This is a genomic window from Aliinostoc sp. HNIBRCY26, assembly GCF_050235535.1.
Lineage (GTDB): Bacteria > Cyanobacteriota > Cyanobacteriia > Cyanobacteriales > Nostocaceae > Trichormus.
Map to the genome: position 1 here is coordinate 4,850,884 of NZ_CP189852.1, position 17,994 is coordinate 4,868,877.

At 39.6% G+C, this 17,994-nt stretch carries 13 protein-coding genes; 4 read left to right on the forward strand and 9 right to left on the reverse strand.

The features are described 5' to 3' along the window. The first annotated feature begins 305 nt into the window (after positions 1–305). The 4 genes from ACQFX9_RS20580 to ACQFX9_RS20595 all read left to right on the forward strand — a co-directional run bounded on the left by ACQFX9_RS20580 (position 306) and on the right by ACQFX9_RS20595 (position 6,067). Positions 306–1,481 (forward strand): HetZ-related protein 2, encoded by a 1,176-nt coding sequence (locus ACQFX9_RS20580; RefSeq protein ID WP_427158097.1) that lies wholly within the window; start codon positions 306–308, stop codon positions 1,479–1,481. Positions 1,482–1,748: 267 nt separating this feature from the next. After that, entirely contained in the window at positions 1,749–2,897 is a 1,149-nt protein-coding gene (locus ACQFX9_RS20585; RefSeq protein WP_427158099.1) for a pilus assembly protein PilB, read from the forward strand. 354 nt (positions 2,898–3,251) lie between these two features. Continuing rightward, a complete protein-coding gene (locus tag ACQFX9_RS20590) occupies positions 3,252–3,935 on the forward strand; it encodes a Crp/Fnr family transcriptional regulator (RefSeq protein WP_236142733.1) in 684 nt (227 codons plus the stop codon). Between the two features lie 347 nt (positions 3,936–4,282). Next, a complete protein-coding gene (locus tag ACQFX9_RS20595) occupies positions 4,283–6,067 on the forward strand; it encodes a M61 family metallopeptidase (RefSeq protein ID WP_427158100.1) in 1,785 nt (594 codons plus the stop codon). Between the two features lie 215 nt (positions 6,068–6,282). Here the strand turns inward: ACQFX9_RS20595 and ACQFX9_RS20600 are convergent, their stop codons facing one another. The 9 genes from ACQFX9_RS20600 to ACQFX9_RS20640 form a co-directional block, all read right to left on the reverse strand. Next, complete coding sequence (locus tag ACQFX9_RS20600; protein WP_427158102.1) at positions 6,283–7,068, reverse strand: phosphate ABC transporter ATP-binding protein; 786 nt, start codon at positions 7,066–7,068, stop codon at positions 6,283–6,285. 1,006 nt (positions 7,069–8,074) lie between these two features. Next, positions 8,075–8,854, reverse strand: coding sequence for a phosphate ABC transporter ATP-binding protein PstB (gene pstB / locus ACQFX9_RS20605; protein WP_427158103.1), 780 nt, complete (start codon positions 8,852–8,854; stop codon positions 8,075–8,077). Between the two features lie 28 nt (positions 8,855–8,882). After that, positions 8,883–9,758, reverse strand: coding sequence for a phosphate ABC transporter permease PstA (gene pstA, locus ACQFX9_RS20610; RefSeq protein WP_427162956.1), 876 nt, complete (start codon positions 9,756–9,758; stop codon positions 8,883–8,885). Positions 9,759–9,799: 41 nt separating this feature from the next. Continuing rightward, positions 9,800–10,780 (reverse strand): phosphate ABC transporter permease subunit PstC, encoded by a 981-nt coding sequence (pstC, locus tag ACQFX9_RS20615; protein ID WP_427158105.1) that lies wholly within the window; start codon positions 10,778–10,780, stop codon positions 9,800–9,802. A gap of 88 nt (positions 10,781–10,868) precedes the next feature. Continuing rightward, entirely contained in the window at positions 10,869–11,909 is a 1,041-nt protein-coding gene (gene pstS / locus ACQFX9_RS20620; RefSeq protein ID WP_427158106.1) for a phosphate ABC transporter substrate-binding protein PstS, read from the reverse strand. Between the two features lie 1,133 nt (positions 11,910–13,042). Next, positions 13,043–14,398, reverse strand: coding sequence for a (Fe-S)-binding protein (locus tag ACQFX9_RS20625; protein ID WP_427158108.1), 1,356 nt, complete (start codon positions 14,396–14,398; stop codon positions 13,043–13,045). Positions 14,399–14,447: 49 nt separating this feature from the next. Next, positions 14,448–15,713 (reverse strand): FAD-binding oxidoreductase, encoded by a 1,266-nt coding sequence (locus ACQFX9_RS20630; protein WP_427162957.1) that lies wholly within the window; start codon positions 15,711–15,713, stop codon positions 14,448–14,450. Between the two features lie 126 nt (positions 15,714–15,839). Next, positions 15,840–16,424 (reverse strand): Uma2 family endonuclease, encoded by a 585-nt coding sequence (locus tag ACQFX9_RS20635; RefSeq protein ID WP_427158110.1) that lies wholly within the window; start codon positions 16,422–16,424, stop codon positions 15,840–15,842. Between the two features lie 142 nt (positions 16,425–16,566). Next, complete coding sequence (locus tag ACQFX9_RS20640) at positions 16,567–17,937, reverse strand: NAD(P)/FAD-dependent oxidoreductase (protein WP_427158111.1); 1,371 nt, start codon at positions 17,935–17,937, stop codon at positions 16,567–16,569. Between the last annotated feature and the right edge of the window lie 57 nt (positions 17,938–17,994).

Sequence of the window (17,994 nt, forward strand, 5' to 3'; positions counted from 1 at the left end):
ACAAAGTGCTTAATGTCGTTTTTTCTCAACACCCTTGCAAGCGCGTCCTCTACTTTGAACGTGTGATTCCTAAACAAAAGTATACAAAGCTTTAACTGAATTTCAGGGCAGTCAAACCCTTGAACCACCGTAATTTCCGCGTTCAAGGCAAGAGAAATTAATATATTTTTGCGTAAATTCTTGCATAAAGTTAGCCAGTAAAGACGTAATAACAATGTAATCGCTGAGAAGTCTTCATGAAGATGACGGACTTACGGGCAACTAACTGCTAGCTAATCATTTGAGGACGACTAAAGGGGGTTGTGATGCAAACTTTAAAACAGGGTTTCGAGGAGCGCAATCTCGCTATGGTAACGGAAGCAGAAAAACTAGCGCAATTTTGGCGCAAACGGCTAGCTGCGGAGTGTCCAGAACAAAGTGTAGCTGCTAGGGAAAGTATTGTTCTCTGGCTTTTAGGTCGTGATTCACAACGGTTTGATCTGCTGAGTCCCAAGGAACTCGACATTGCTAAACAGGCGATGGAATATCGCTGGAAAATCCTAATTCAACGCTACTTAGGCTTAGGCAGAGACAAAGCCTATCGCAACTTGATTACTCGCTTAGGCAGTTTAGTTACATTACGCAATAAAATTCAAACTTGGATTTCCCTGAGTCGCGATCGCCAGCGTAGCGTTATGGATGTTTTGCAGGAGGTGCTGCAAGAACTGTTGCAAAGCGATAACTATATGCAGCAACAAATGGCTTACATCGCGGAAATCACCTTAGATAAACGTCTCAAAGATACTTTACTTTTTGCCACTACAGAAGAGTATTGTTTAAGACCAGTACGCAATCAACCGTTGTTAGTTTATCGGTTTGTCAACTATCTACGGCGATCGCAACGCGGTGGTTTAACCCAAGTACCAGGAAGCGACTTGGTAAGGTTAGTTTCTGACGAAATGCTCACCGATGATAGCGACAATCGCGTTAACTTGGTAGATAGTCAGGCGATCGCCGAATATCAAGAAGCACAGCAACTAGAAGAACAACAAGCAGTACGTCAAACCGTCCAACAAGAATTTGCCAATTACCTCCAAGAAAACCTGGGTAGCGAAGCTGTAGAGTGGCTCAAACTCTACCTCCAAGGTAAATCTCAAGATGAAATCGCTAAAAAAATTAACAAACCCATCAAAGAAATCTATCGTCTACGGGAAAAAATTAGCTATCACGCCATCCGTGTATTCGCCCTCAAAGGTAAACCCGAACTAGTCGATAACTGGTTATCTATTTCCTTACAAGAACATAATTTAGGTTTAACCACCAACCAATGGGAACAACTATATGAAAAATTAACTCCCATCGGTAGACAAGTATTAGATTTACGCAAAGCCGGTCACTCTACTGAAGTTGTAGCCGAACAGTTAAAGCTGAAACCTCATCAAGTCATGGGTGAATGGACAAAAGTATATCTAGCAGCTCAAGCCATCAGAACTCAAGAATAAATCAAATAGGGATTGGGGACTGGGGACTGGGGATTGGGGACTGGGGAATAGGCAAGCTCTTCTGTCTATTCTCCATGAATCAGAGCAAATACCATCATTGAATTCTTCCCCCTGCCCTCTGCTCCCGTTCGGCTGACGCTCACGGCGGAAGCCTGCCCCCTGCCCCCTTACCCCGATGACATTTCAGAATTTAAGAAGTATATTTATTTACTGCCAACTAGCTAACCGCAACATAAAATATTAAAGTCACACCAAACAAATAAAACTATGTGGTCTTCAGAGGGTAAGCCAGCTGATACCGAAGCCAGTAAAGGTCAAATATTACACAAGACCTCCAGTAAATGGGAGGAAGAATCAGAACGCGAACCAATATTTAAACTGATCGATAACCTATTATCATTTGAAGCCTGCTTATATCACCAAATTCTGCCCCTCAGACTAGAGGAAAATCAACTGTTACTGGGTATGGTTCACGCACAGGATGGTGGGGCTTTAGATTATGTCAGTCGCATTGTCTCTTATCTCAACTACACAATTACCACTCAAGAAATCGCCGCCGAGACTCACCGTAGCATTCTTTCTCTCTATCTCAGTTATAAAAATACGTTTTCTTCAGATGAGCAACAGATAGAAACACTACAAACCACCACAGACTTAGAAGAAAATACCGATCAACAAACTGAGGAAATTGGTTTTTCTACCCAAACCTTAGAACAGACACCCCCAACCAAAACCTATCAAAAAGCAAGAAACAATACAGAAATTCCTACTCCTGACAACAAGCAGCCTTTTAGTGATGTGACTGTTTTGCAGTTGCACTCCCCCGAAGTATTTACCCCCACCGACGCGTTGACAAATTTACCTCCTAAGCAATTACTAGAAGAGTTACTAGCACGAGTCTTAAGTGGAGGGATTGGCCGCCTTTATTTAGAAAGACAGCCATATCAAGGCAGAATTATCTGGAGTGATAACGGTGTTTTGCAATCCGTGTTAGAAAATATACCTTTATCTGGATTTCAAGGAGTATTAAATGAATTAAAGCGTTTCGTCGCCCTACCCGTGACAAGACACGCTGAACCTAGACAAGTAGAAAAAGAATGTTTATATCAGCAAACTCGCGTATTATTACGTATTAGGGTAATGCCTGGCAGCTATGGCGAAGAAGCGACATTACAAGTGCTGCGGGGGGCTGCATTAAAGTTCTATCAACAGCAACAGGTAATTCATCTCAGCCGCGATATCATCGGTATTTCCCAGCAACTTAGTCATAAATTACACGAACTTAACCAAAGACTGCTATTAAATCCCGCACTCAATACTGAACAATCAGAAGCTGTAAAAGTCCTGAACCGATTAGCAGAAAATTTAGATCAACAAATCAAAATACTGACAGCAAATAACCAGTTACCAATATAAAGCCCATGACTGCCGTCAGTAAAACCTCTGATTTCGATTTTCCACATAATTGTTATGTTGTAATGGCAACCTAGACTCTCTTTTTTAAGAGTTGTGGTTCAAAATATCATAAAGTTGATGTCTTATTTCATAGTCAGATTTTGGTTTGAAAATTTTAAAATAGCCATTTTATCCAAATTCACAATCCAGTTTTTGATGACAAAATCAAGAATAATAGCTCCTTGATTGCATACAAGTTGTTCAACTGTAAATTAAGTTATTATTGATTTTGAATTGTGTATTTTGGATAATCATAACTGACCGAATAGCTAGATTTATTTTCCATTACCAGATTTATTAATTAGTAGATATTTCATGCAAACCGAGGTTTTTAGTGAAATTTTCCCTTTGTTGAGTACAGCTAGTCCACAAACTCTAGAGTGGCTACTCAACGTTGCTACTGAACACGAATACCCCGTGGGCAGAGCTGTATTAATGGAAGATGCTTGGGGTAATGCTGTTTACTTTATCGTTTCTGGATGGGTGAAAGTCAGACGCACTTGTGGCGATGATTCCGTAGCTTTAGCCATTTTGGGTAAAGGAGATTTTTTTGGGGAAATGGCGATTTTAGACGAATCTCCCCGTTCTACTGATGTGATAGCCCTTTCTCCAGTAAAATTACTGAGTATTTCCAGAGAAAGATTTATCCAAATTCTCTTTAAAGACCCCCAATTACATCACCGAATGTTGCAATTGATGGTGCGGAGATTGCGACAAAATAATCAACGTTTACAACTTAGGTCTTCACCACCTGCTGTGAAACTGGCACATACTTTAGTCAGTTTAGGAGAAAGCTATGGTCAAGAATTAGAAACTGGTAAAGAAATTTTAAATATACCTTTTAAAGATTTAGCCGAAGTTACAGAAATTGGTGTAGAAGAAACTACTAAAATTATGGAAAAACTGAATGAAAAAGGTTGGATTAAAATTGATCATGGCAATAACATTGTTCAGCTGATTAATTTTAAGCAGTTGACCAACCTAGCCGGCAAGGTCTGACGCGTTGTAACGTTTCAGCCCTGATTGACTAAGCAAATCTTAATTCTTTATTAATTATTTAGGGCTTTAAGGGAATAAAATTTAATATTTATTTTATAAATAACATTCTGAGGTAACAGCATTTTGCTGTAAAGAAGTCAGTTCCGTGGTACTTAGTATCGACATAACCAGCATTGGCGAGCATAAGTCTAGTAATTTTAATCAAATAGGCTCTATTGTAGTAATTAGGATTACTACATAAATAAATGCTGACTATAAACTCCATAACTATTGACTATTGACCATTAACTATTAACTATTAACTATGGACTGACTTTTGACTCAGAACTTATCACTTTTAACTACAGATGACTGAAGCAACAGCACCTCGTATCGATATTGGCGTTCAGGAAACCGTGCCGACGATTCATTATCAGGTGGCAATGCCCCAACCAGAAACGCATCTATTTGAGGTTAGTTTACAAATTGTAAACCATCCATCATCAATTCTTGACTTAAAAATGCCGGTATGGACACCAGGATCATACTTGGTGCGGGAGTATGCCAAAAATTTACAAGACTTTACTGCTCTCGGTGCAGACCAGCCTTTAAACTGGCGCAAAGTCAGCAAAAATCACTGGCAAATCAATAAAGATGATGTATCGGATGTAACTATAAAATATCGAATATTTGCCAATGAGTTATCGGTAAGAACTAATCATTTAGATTCCACTCACGGCTATTTTAACGGAGCAGCATTGTTTTTAAGGCTAGTGGGATGTGATGATTTACCGATAATTGTGACTGTTGTACCTCCGTATCCGCACTGGCAAGTCACTACTGCCTTACCGAAAATGAAGGATCAGTATAATACCTTCTACGCTAGTGACTTTGATACTTTGGTGGATAGTCCGTTTGAGATTGGGGAGCATCAGCTGTATAGTTTCGATGTCTTGGGTAAGCCTCATGATCTGGCAATTTGGGGACAGGGAAATTTTCAGGTACAGCCACTCATCAGTGACATCCAAAAAATTGTGCAAGTAGAAGCGCAAATGTTTGGCGGTCTACCCTATGACCGTTACCTGTTTTTAGTACATTTATTTGCTCAAGCTTATGGCGGCTTAGAGCATAAAAACTGTTGTTCGCTGATTTACCAAAGATTTGGCTTTCGTACCCAAGATAAATATGAACGCTTTATCCAACTGGTAGCGCACGAGTTCTTTCACCTCTGGAACGTCAAACGCATTCGTCCTAAAGCGTTGGAAGTGTTTAATTACGACCAAGAAAGCTATACTCCTTCCTTGTGGTTTTGTGAGGGAACTACGAGTTATTATGACCTGATTATTCCTTTAAGGGCAGGGATTTATGAGGTCAAGACCTATCTGAACTACTGGAGTAAGGAAATTAGTAGATTTTTGACGACTCCAGGACGGAAAGTCCAATCATTGGCTGAGTCGAGTTTTGATGCGTGGATTAAACTATATCGTCCCGATGCTAATAGTGGCAATTCTCAAGTCTCCTATTATTTAAAGGGAGAAATGGTGTCTTTGTTACTAGATTTGCTGATTAGATGGCGACATCGCAACCGGCGTTCTCTGGATGATGTGATGCGTCAAATGTGGCATGAATTTGGTCAGCCGGAAATTGGCTATACTCCCCAACAGTTGCAAGCAGTCATTGAATCTATAGCAGAAGTTAACTTGACTGACTTTTTTGCACGCTATATTGATGGCACAGATGAATTACCGTTTGATGAGTATTTAGAGCCGTTTGGCTTACGTTTAGTGGCGGAGAAGGAAGAAGAACCCTATTTAGGAATGAAGCTAAATACTGAGAATGGTAGGGAGATGATTAAGTTTGTAGAAACTGCTTCTCCGGCGCAACTAGCGGGAATTGATGCGGGTGATGAGTTACTAGCGATCGCAGGTATTAAGGTGACAGCTCATCAACTGAGCGATCGCCTGAAAGACTATCAAGCTAATGATATCATCGAAGTCACAATTTTCCATCAAGATGAACTGCGGACTGTACCTGTGACTCTTGCTCAACCACGACCAGTAAAGTATCAGGTAGTGCCGGTAAAGAATCCCACCGCCACACAGCAGGAGAATTTTGCTGGTTGGTTGGGTACACCACTATCTGCTATTTGCTAATCATGATTCTCCGGTCAGTCTCTCATACCAATTTTGGATTTTGGATTTTGGATTTTGGATTTTGGATTAACAGCCTAGATTCTTAGACTGTTCCAGAATCTCGAAACCATACTACCTATCCCAATTTGGTATCAGTCAAGGGAGACTGGCTTTGCAGGTTCTCAACCAAAAAATAATACGACTGCTTTGATAAGGGAAACAGAAAAAAAGAAATTTTAATTGATCCGAGTAATCACATACTCACGGGTACGAGAATGAAGCGGGTTGGTAAAGATTTTTTTGGTAACACCAAATTCCACCAATTCGCCGACTCGACTCTCATTCAAGTGAAAAAAGGCGGTAAAGTCAGATACGCGGGTCACTTGTGATAAATTGTGGCTCACGATGACTATGGTGATTTCAGAACGCGAACGCAAGCTTTGAATTAAACTCTCAACTTTCATACTAGCGATCGGATCAAGACCGAAACAAGGTTCATCCATTAAGATCACCTTTGGCTTGACAGCTAACGCGCGTGCAATACACAGCCTTTGCTGTTGACCACCAGACAAGTCTAAAGCCGATTTATGGAGTTTGTTTTTCAACTCATCCCACAAATCAGCATCTTTGAGTGCTGATTCGACAATCCCATCAATTTCTACCTTCGGTCGCCATCCAATAATTTTCACGCCATAAGCGACATTATCATAAACACTCATAGGGAAAAGATTGGGCTTAGAAAGCACTATACTAACTTGACGACGTAAGCGATTTAAATTGATTCGCCGTTCATAAATGTTTTGATTAAAAAATTCCACTCTACCTTCAACCCTAATCTCTGTATCTAATTCATTCATGCGGTTTAGAGATTTGAGAAAAGTAGATTTACCACAACCACTAGGGCCAATAATCGCAGTTACTTTACTTTGGTAAATATCCAGAGATACACCTTCTAGGATTTTTTGGGTGTCGTAATAAAAACTGAAATTTTTAACTCTGATGGCGGGAACTAGCTTATTCATGCTGCTCAACTGGTGTGATAATTAAGTAATTCAATACAGCGAACACAGTACAGGTGATGCTGTTTGATGCCTTGTCTAGCCAAGAGGGATTTTTTATAGTTTTGGAACACAGGGATAAAAATGAATCGGTAGATAAATTCAGTTTTCAGTATAATCATTTTCTTTCACCTCGAAAGTGGATTACTAATACATGATGTTAAAATCAAGCAGATAACAAATTATTTCAATAGAGATAAGAAGCGTACTGAAGTTTTTTCAAAAATCAAATTATTAATTCCATAGAACAATAAATTTCAGTTAAGGTTAAAAATTAAATCTGATGTGGGTTGAATTTCGTTCCTCGACCCAAAGTTCTTCAAACTTGTTGGGTTTCGCTATCGCTCAACGCAACCAAAAGTTCCTATTAACTGAACTGCATTGTCCTATAAGTAGAACGGTGTAGATAATTCAAGATTTGTATGTAGTGAGGACTTTAGTCCTCTAATAAGGACTGAAGTCCTTACTACGAACTAGATACCAATCTTTTTACGTCACTTCACATAGTTTGGTTGTTTCAAGTCGTTCGACTTAGATAAAAAGGTTGACAATCTAGATGATTTGGCGATGAAATCTTTGATGTATCACATTAGATACATGGAAGCTTCACTATTAATATTACAAAATATATGAGTAATCTAGGAATATATAAATTCAAAACATTACTAAACTCTCGCACAAGTAGAGGCAAAAGTTTATCAAAGCTTTTTAATTTTATGTGGCTAGATTTTTTATCTTAAGAATGTTTTTAGAAAATTAAGGCAATAGAGCAGTTATAAACAATGTCCCCGACTTTTCAAAAGTCAGGGATTGGGGATTGGGGACTGGGGACTGGAAGGTAGACAAGGTAGAGTTTATTTCTTTATCACTACTCAGCACCGGCTAAACGCCGCGCTACCGCTAACAGCACTCAGCACTCACTACTCAGCACTCACTACTCACAACTCAGCACTCATCACTCAAACAGGACTTAACCAAAACGTCCTGAAACGTAATCACGGGTGCGAGGATCGAGGGGATTGCTAAAAATTTGAGTTGTAGTACCGAACTCTACCATTTGACCAATACGACTTTCATCGGTACTAAAAAAGGCTGTAAAATCAGAAACGCGCGTTGCTTGTTGCATATTGTGGGTAACAATAGCAATGGTCAATTCAGAACGTAAGCTATGAATGAGTTCTTCAACTTTCATAGTTGCAATGGGGTCGAGTGCTGAACAGGGTTCATCCATTAACAATACTTTTGGTTTGATAGCTAAAGCACGAGCAATACATAATCGCTGCTGTTGACCTCCAGAAAGACCAAGTGCTGATTGATTGAGTTTATTTTTAACTTCACTCCAAAGTGCTGCTCCTTTGAGTGCAGATTCCACAATATCGTCTAATTCTCCTTGTGGTAGTCTGCCTGATATTCTCACACCATAGGCAACATTTTCATAGATGCTCATAGGAAAAGGATTCGGTCTTTGAAAGACCATACCAATTTGACGGCGGAGTCTATTGATATTGATGCGGGGGTCATAAATATTTTGACCGAATAATTCTACTTTTCCTTCTACTTTTACGGGGCCTTCTAATTCACTAATACGATTGAGGGTTTTGATAAATGTAGATTTACCACAACCGCTAGGGCCAATAATTGCAGTGACATGGTTTTGGTAAATATCCATAGACACCCCTTCAATGGCTTTGGAGGTGTTGTAATAAAAGCTGAGACTTTTAACTCTAATAGCTGGATTTAACTGATTCATGATGCTAGGGATGTCTGACAGTTTTAATTCACTTTTTCTTACTAGTAACTAACCGAGAAATGAGGCTAACACACAAAACTAAGCCAAGTAAAATAATAGAAGTTGTCCAAACTAATTGACTGCGTTCTGGGTCGGGGTCGTTGTAGAGATTAAAGATTAATACTGGTAGGGAAGCTGTGGGAGTGAGTAATCCCGCAGACCAATCAAGACTAAATAAAGCAGTAAAAATAAGTGGTGCGGTTTCGCCTGCTGCACGCGCTACAGCCAATAAAACACCTGTGGTAATTGTGGGTATGGCGGCTGTAACAACGACACGAAAAGTAGTTTGGAAGCGTGTACCGCCTAAAGCAGCCGAGGCGAGACGCTGTTCTATGGGGATGAGTTTTAAAGCTTCTTCCGTGGTGAGGACAATGATGGGTAACATGATAGTTGCTAAAGCAAAACCACCTGCGATCGCACTAAAACTTTTGGTTGATAAAACTATCACACCATAAGCAAATATACCCACAACAATAGAAGGAACGCCTGTGAGAATACTGGTAATAAATCGGACGAAACGAGTTAGGGAATTGGTTTGAGCAAATTCTGCTAAAAATATACCTGTAAATAATCCGATAGGGATACTTAATAAAGAAGCGATCGCTACAACTGTAATTGTTCCTAAAATGGCATTACCAAAACCATTATCAATAACTGATTTAACGAACATTTCTGTTTTGATTCCGCCTATACCTCGCTTCATAATTTCCCACAAAATTGAAAACAGAGGAATTAATGCTAAAGCTGCAAAGGCAAAGGCAATAAAATTCATGCAGTAAGTAAATAATAGTCTGCTTGATGGCAGAGGACTATATAATTCTGCTGCTAAAAGTTTATCTATTTCTGGTTGTTGGTAATTTTCCATATTGTTCATCAGTGCAATAATTGTTGATTAACTTTGATAATCTATTTATTTTTCTGACCAAACCACTGCACCAATAATCTAGCGATGATGTTGATAATTAAAGTTAAGGCAAATAATATTAAGCCTAAATAACTTAACGCGCCGATGTGTAATCCTGGTTCGGCTTCAGCGAATTCATTGGCTAATACAGAGGGAATAGTATAAGCTGGGTCAAGTAAAGATAAACTAATTTGGGCAGAGTTCCCAATTACCATAGTGACGGCCATAGTTTCACCCAAGGCGCGTCCTAAAGCTAACATCGCTGCACTGACGATTCCCGAAAAACCCGCAGGTAATAACACACGAAAAATAGTTTCCCAACGAGTTCCCCCCAAAGCCATAGAGGCTGTACGTAGTTCTTTGGGTATGGCTATTAATACGTCACGGGAAATGGCTGCCATTGTGGGTAAAATCATAATGGCTAAAATCATCCCGGCAGTTAACATATTTGTGCCGATAGGGAAGTCTGATTTCAAGAATGGTATCCAACCCAAATTTGCGGATAACCATTGTTGTACAGGTTCGATGACAGGAATAAAAGTAAAAATCCCCCACAAGCCTATAATCACGCTGGGAATAGCAGCGATTAATTCCACTACAAATGCTAATGTGGTTTTGACTGATATGGGGAGAAAGTTTTCACTGGTGACTAAAGCAACAGCTATACCTACAGGAAAAGCAATGAAAATCGCGATCGCACTACTAACTAAGGTTCCATAAATATAGGGTAATGCGCCAAAGATTTGATTTCCGACATCCCAATCTCTACCCCATAAAAAACCAATACCAAATTTACCGATGGCGGGTTGAGCTTCATGGAAAATAATCCAACTCATCACAAATAATATCGCCACCGTCAGAGCCGAAAATGTATAGATTAGCCAAGTAAAACTCTGATTTAACCAATAATTTATCCCATCATTAGCTGTTAATTCTAAACTGGCATTAGAAACATTATTTTCTGGTTCAGATAAATTTGCCATACCAATTACAAATTCATAAATATGATTGATATGAGAGTAGACGAATAGTCCACCCTCATTAACTAAAGAACTGACAAAAATTCAGTGTTTATTTGACAGTGCTATTGACTGTTTGTAGTACCCGATTAGCTGTACTAGAAGGAATTCTGGTGTAGTTGAGGTCATCATTGAATTGTTGACCATCAGTCAACACCCAATTAATCCATTTTTTAATCGCATCAGCCTTAGCAGCATTAGGATACTTTTTGTAAACCATCATCCAGGTAAGACCAACGATGGGATAACCTTGTCCTGGATCTCCTACAAATACACGATAATTGTCTGGGAAACTGACAGTAGATAAAGCTGCATTTGCTGTTTGTAAGGAAGGAGCAACAAATTCTCCTCTTTTATTTTGAATTTGTGCTGATCTGAGCTTGTTAGCAACAGCATAGCTATATTCAACATACCCAATAGAACCAGGAGTCCGAGCTACTAAAGCAGCTACACCTGGATTACCCTTACCTTTGAGTGCATTGGGTAAAGTCCATTTAGGAGCAGTGTTAGCACCAATTCTACCTTTGAAAAAAGGACTGATACTGCTTAAATGATTAGTGAAAATGAAAGTTGTACCACTACTATCGGCGCGGACTACAAATTTAATTGGTTGATTTGGTAGGTTCACTCCAGGATTATCAGCCTTGATTTTTGCGTCGTTCCAATTGGTAATTTGACCGGAAAAAATTGCTGGTAATGTAGCGCGAGACAGTCTTAGATTACTGACTCCAGGGATATTGTAAACAACTGAAACCGCACCACCGGCAGTAGGAACTAAGATGACACCATTTTTGACTTTAGCAATTTCATCATCTTTCATTGCAGCATCACTACCACCAAAGTCAACAGTTCCAGCAATGGTTTGACGAATACCACCACCACTACCAATAGCTTGATAGTTGACTTTCAACTCTGGATGCTTCTTTCTCACTTCACGCGCGTATCTTTCATATAATGGAGCGGGAAAAGTTGCGCCTGCGCCGTTAAGAGTTTGAGCCTGAGCTGTGGCTGTCAAAAGAGGAGTAACAGCAACAGCAGATGCTAATACTGCGGTGCTAAAAACACGCTGAAAAACGGTGGTGAAAAAAACCATATCGCCTCGTAGCTTAAGGAATATTTGCTGCTTGAATCAAAGCCTTCATCAAGCTACATTTTTTGTTTTTAAATCAGGTTAAGGAATGGTAAAAACACATTTAAAATGTGTTTAAAATAAATTAATACATAGCAGGCTTTTTTAATAGATGAAGGAAAGTTAAAGATAGATGATGAATTATGGCTGAATTTATAGATTCTGTTATTAATTATGATGGTAAATGCGTAACAGACATATGGTAGTATCGGGGTTTATATCTATTGAGTCAAAAAGTCCTCACAACTATACAAGGTTCAAAGATATTCATTAAATTGTGAATAATGAAACAAATTTTTGATGATTGCCAAATAGATGTTTAGTAAATTTATTGTTAACTAATAACTATATAATTTTCCTCAGAATCTGAATGTGTATTGATTGCAGCTTTGAGGTAAATATGGTGTATTACAACTATAGAATTAGCTGGATATTTTGCTAAACTATAAAAGGTTAGTGATACTATTGTATTTTTGAAATATGAGCCAAATACCTGGGTGAAGTTTAAACAATATTTAATAACTAAAAGGATATATTCATATAGAAATCCGATTTGATTTATGAAAAAAATTAAGTATATGTAGGGTGTGTTAGGCGTAAGCCGTAACGCACCTAGTACCAAAGTCCTTGGTACTAGGTGCGTTACGCTGTCGCTAACACACCCTACGCTACCTACTGTTCCCTCCCTACGCAAATAATTTCAGGAATCAAAGCGGATTCCTATATTTACATCTCAATTGTGATGAATTCAGTAAATAAGATGTCTAGGGAAATTGATGGGCTAAATTGCAAAAATAAAACTGGCAGAGTCCACATCACCAGACTATCTGCCAGGAATCGACGGTATATTCTCGCCATGTTTGATCGGGGTAGTGCTTATTTATAGGAAATAATGCCTATCCGCAACTCAGGATAACTTAAATTAATGCTGTTAGGGGTTAAGGAAAATCAACTAAAGGGTTAATTTATAGTTAAACTTTGTGCAGATATACTGGAATATACAATGGGGTTTAGTACCAATTCAAGATTTAACATAAATAACCCCTGTTTCACTAAACAACAGGGGTTATTGTCTATTAAATAGAATGGAGAAATAGCTATAAATCCAACTGCACACCCCGAATGGAATAATCTAATAATTCCATCGGGTGCATGAGAGTCATATTTTTACCTTGCAATTGCAAATGTTTAGTAATTTGCAATGAACAACCAGGGTTAGCAGATGCAATTAATTCCGCACCAGTATTTAATAAATTCTGCACTTTTTGCTTCCCTAATTCTGCTGCAACTTCTGGCTGGAGCATATTATAAACCCCAGCACTACCACAACATAAAGCCGCATCTAAGGGTTCTTTTAAATTCACTCCTGGAATTTGTCTTAATAACTGTCGTGGTTGTACACTGATTTTTTGCCCATGCAATAAATGACAAGCATCTTGATAAACTAAATTCACAGGTTTATCCGTGACAGGTAACAGTTTGGCTGTTAAACCGACATTACCTAAAAACTCTTGAGCATCTTTAACTTTAGCTGCAAAGTCTTGCGCTTTTTCGCGATATTCTGGATCATCGGCTAAGATGTGACCGTATTCTTTTAACGTATGACCACAACCAGCCGCATTAATAATAATATAATCTACCCCAGTGTTAGCAAAGCTATCAATCATCTGTCTAGCCAATGCTTTCGCTTGCGCTGTTTGTCCTTGGTGTTCAGGGAGTGCTGCACAACAACCTTGAGATTTAGGAATCACAACTTCACAGCCATTCGCTGTTAACACCCTCACAGTTGCTTCATTCACCGGCGAGAAAAATAAGCGTTGTACACATCCCAAAATTACCCCCACACGATAGCGTTTCTTACCCTGTGCAGGAATAATAGTTGGTAGATTGTCTTGAAATGATTTGATGGTGATTTCTGGCAGAATCGATTCCATTGCTGCCAGGCGTGGTGATATTTTATTGAGTAACCCTGTTGCGCGTACCAGTTTAGGTAAACCGAGTTTTTGATAAACAAATAGAGGGATTAATAAAATCCGTAAGATATCTGGGTTAGGGAATAAAGCAAATATTAATTGACGAATCAATTTATCTGAGAAAGTGCGGGGATAATTGCGTTCGACTTGGTGGCGAGTAGCGGAAATTAACTTGTCATACTGTACACCAGAAGGACAAGTGGAAACACAAGCCAGACAACCTAAACAAGAATCAAAATGTTGAACGGTAGCTGTATTTAACGCAATTTCCCCCTCATTAATGGCATCCATTAAATAGATACGTCCTCTAGGGGAATCCATCTCTTTACCTATCACCCGATAACTAGGACAAGTAGAAAGGCAAAATCCACAATGCACACAACTATCAATTAACTTTGGGTCAGGTGGATGATTACTATCAAAGCCTTTTAAATTTTTTAAACTAGCGACATTATTAGTAGAATCTTCTGAAACTTGCATACTTAATTTTCCCCTCGCGATGTCTGTGTCTAGTTGTGGGTGACTGGCTTTAAATACCACCGACAAACCGACCAGGACTTAAAAGATTTTTGCTATCAAACTGTTGTTTAATCCGACGCATTAACGGCAAAGCATTACCTGTGTATCCCCACACATCAATTTGTTGTTTGACCGCTACAGGTGCTTTAATCACAGAGAGAAAACCATGACGAGATTGACAAAGCGATCGCACTTTTAAAGCCTGAGTTTGATCTAGAACCTGCACCACACCCAAACCACTACTGAGATGCACTAGTCCAATTTCCACTCCCGTCAACACTTCCACAGCCGCAGTCGGTAATATCCCTATTTTGCAGGTAATTGTTGACTCGGTGGCAGTATTATGTATTTGTTCTTGTAATCTTTGCCATAGATTGCTGTCATCTGCATCGGCGTAAACTGTTCCTGTTAATCCTAACGTTTTTCCTAACTCTAGTACCCGATGGGACTGTTCTTTCACACTTTCAGGAATACTTTGAAACCGCGCGATTAATCCCATCCCTGTACCCAAACCTAAGCTAGAGACTAATTGCATAGATAACAAATCAGCTTGGGTAGGTGTCAAAGCCGAACCGCGTAAAGTATTAGCAGCTTGTAAAATAGCTTCCGGCTGACCAGTTAGCACCACCGTTCCCGACGATTCCTGTAAAGGATAAACCCGAAAGGTCACTTGGCTAATAATTCCCAATGTCCCGTAAGCACCGGTGAACAACTTCATCAAATCATAGCCAGCCACATTTTTGACCACCCTTCCCCCAGCTTTGGCGATTTGACCATCCGCACGGATAAAGGTAATTCCCAAAAGCTGGTCACGTACACTACCATAACGTTGTCGCAGGGAATTAGTATCAGCAGTAGCGACAATTCCGCCAATAGTTGCTGAATCAGGTTTAGAGGGGTCAAGGGCGAGAAATTGCCGTGAATCTGCCAAAATCTGCTGAAGATGCCCAAATTTCATGCCAGCTTCCACAGTAACGGTCAAATCACCTACAGCGTGTTCAATCAGTTGATTGAGGCGTTCCGTACTCACGACTACATCAACATCTTGAGTTAAACCACCCCAGTTAAGTTTACTTCCGCTACCACAGGGAAGAACGCGCCAGTTATGACTGTCAGCTGTGGCCATAACCTTGGCTAGTTGTGCTTGGGTTTGGGGATAGACTAGACAACTAGGAGGCTGGCCACCAATAGCCTGTAAAATCTGAGGTTTATCTTCTGGGTATACGGTATTTTCTGCGCCAACAATAGATGCAAGAGTAGAAGCAATGGCTGTCATCAGTTTATTTTTGAGTCCCGACATCTCCTTCTTTGTGATGATGACACAAAATAGCCACCCACAGAACTCTCATTTTTTCAGCACTGCTTTCAGTTTTTAGTGAAGTTGGTTCAATTACTTTTACCACTACTCTGTTTCAGCTAATGTAAAGTCAACATTTTCATAAATATCTTCAATTGCCATTTCTACATTTATCGAATGAAAAATTATATTTTTACTATCAGATTCATAGGCTTTAAATAGCCATGAATCTCCCTCAGCTTTTGTATACTGTTCAATTCCTATTTCATACTGATTGATCAAGATATATTCTTGAAATTCCATAATCGAGCGATAGTAACGAAATTTATCGGTGCGATCATAGTTTTTTGTTGATTTTGATAGTACCTCAACGATAAAGCAGGGATTCAAAATAGTATCTTGACGTTGCTCGTGGAAAACAGGTTGACCTTTAATCAAAAATACATCTGGATATGTGTATTGTCGATATCGAGAAATCCACAATCGCAAATCACCAATGTATGGTTTAAAATCTGTTTTGCGAAGCATGAATTTCAAATAAGCATAAACATTCCCAGCAATTTGATTATGGTTGATTGAGCCACCCGTCATCGGCACGATTTCTCCATCTCGGTATTCGCTGCGAAACTCCGCAACTTCTTCTTGTGCCAAGTATTCCTCTGGAGTGTAGTAGCGTTGTTTGATTTGCATTTGTCACTACTCTGTTTCGCTACTAATAGGCTACCGCAAAATCTGTTTCCTGTCGGCTTTTCTTTCACCTGAAAGCCTTGCTTTATCTAATAAATCAGGGTGTACGGCTGTACACCCTGAAGATGGAATGATAATTAAACAATTAGACATTCACTGTCTGTTTATTGTTAGCTGGTGCGTAATTAGTTTCACTGCTACTATCGTCAGCTTCACTAGCAAAGGCTAATGCTTCTTCACCAGTAATTAATCTTGAACCACGTTTGCGGGTGAAGTAGTTCCACGCCCACTGAATCATGACTAATACTTTGCTGTCAAACTCAATTAAGAAGTAGATGTGAATGAATAGCCAGAACGCCCATGCAGAGAAGCCTGTTAATTTGAGCAAGCCTAAGTCTACAACGGCGGCATTTTTGCCAATCATGGCTAGGCTACCATGATCCTTGTATTGAAATGGTTGCATGGTTTTACCACGCAAGCGTCTTCTAATTACTTTGGCGACGTATTCACCTTCTTGAATCGCCACTGGCGCGACACCTGGGAGGGGTTGACCATTGTAGTGGGAGAAGTTGGCTAAGTCTCCGATAACGAAAATATTGTCGTATCCTTTAATGCTTAAGTCTGGTTCTACAATGACTCGTCCGGCGCGATCGCATTCTACCCCAGTTCGCTCGGCTAATACTTTACCCATTGGGGAAGCTTGCACGCCTGCTGCCCATAATACAGTCTTGGCGGCAATTTCTCTAAATTGATCGCCTTGTTTGACGGTGACGATATCGTTGTCAATATTTGTCACACGGGTTTGAGTTTGGACAATCACACCCAACTTTTGCAAAGATTCTGCGGCTTCTTGTGATAACTCTGGTGCTAAGGCTGGAAGTAGGCGATCGCCACCTTGTAATAGTACAATTCTGGTTTCTGAGGTGTCGATGTTGCGGAAGTCTTCTTGCAGAGTTTTGTAAGCTAACTCTGCGATCGCACCTGCTAATTCTACCCCTGTCGCACCACCACCAACAATCACAAATGTTAATAAAGCTCGGCGTTTTTCGGGGTCAGTTTCTTTTTCTGCGGCTTCAAAGGCTGTAAAGATGCGGCGACGTATTTCTATCGCATCTTCCATAGTTTTTAAGCCAGGCGCAACCTCTTGCCAATTATCTTTACCAAAATAGGAATGCTTCGCACCTGTGGCAACAATTAATGTATCATAAGGGACTACTTTATCATCCAAAATAACTTGTTTTGTTTCTGGATTAATATCACTTACTTCACCCAGCAATACTTGTGTATTTTTGCATTTGCTGAGTACAGATCGTAAAGGTGAGGAAATATCAGCAGGTGATAGCGTACCTGTAGCAACTTGATATAAAAGTGGTTGGAATAAATGGAAATTACGTTTATCAATGAGAGTCACATTTACATTCACATTGGCTAGTGCTTTTGCTGCATACAGTCCACCAAAACCACCACCAACAATTACGACCTGATGTGGTTGATGATTCTCAAGTGAAGCTACCATAAGAGACTTTCCTTGTGTTAGAACTTTGTAACTATTCTTAATGAATATGTAACAAAA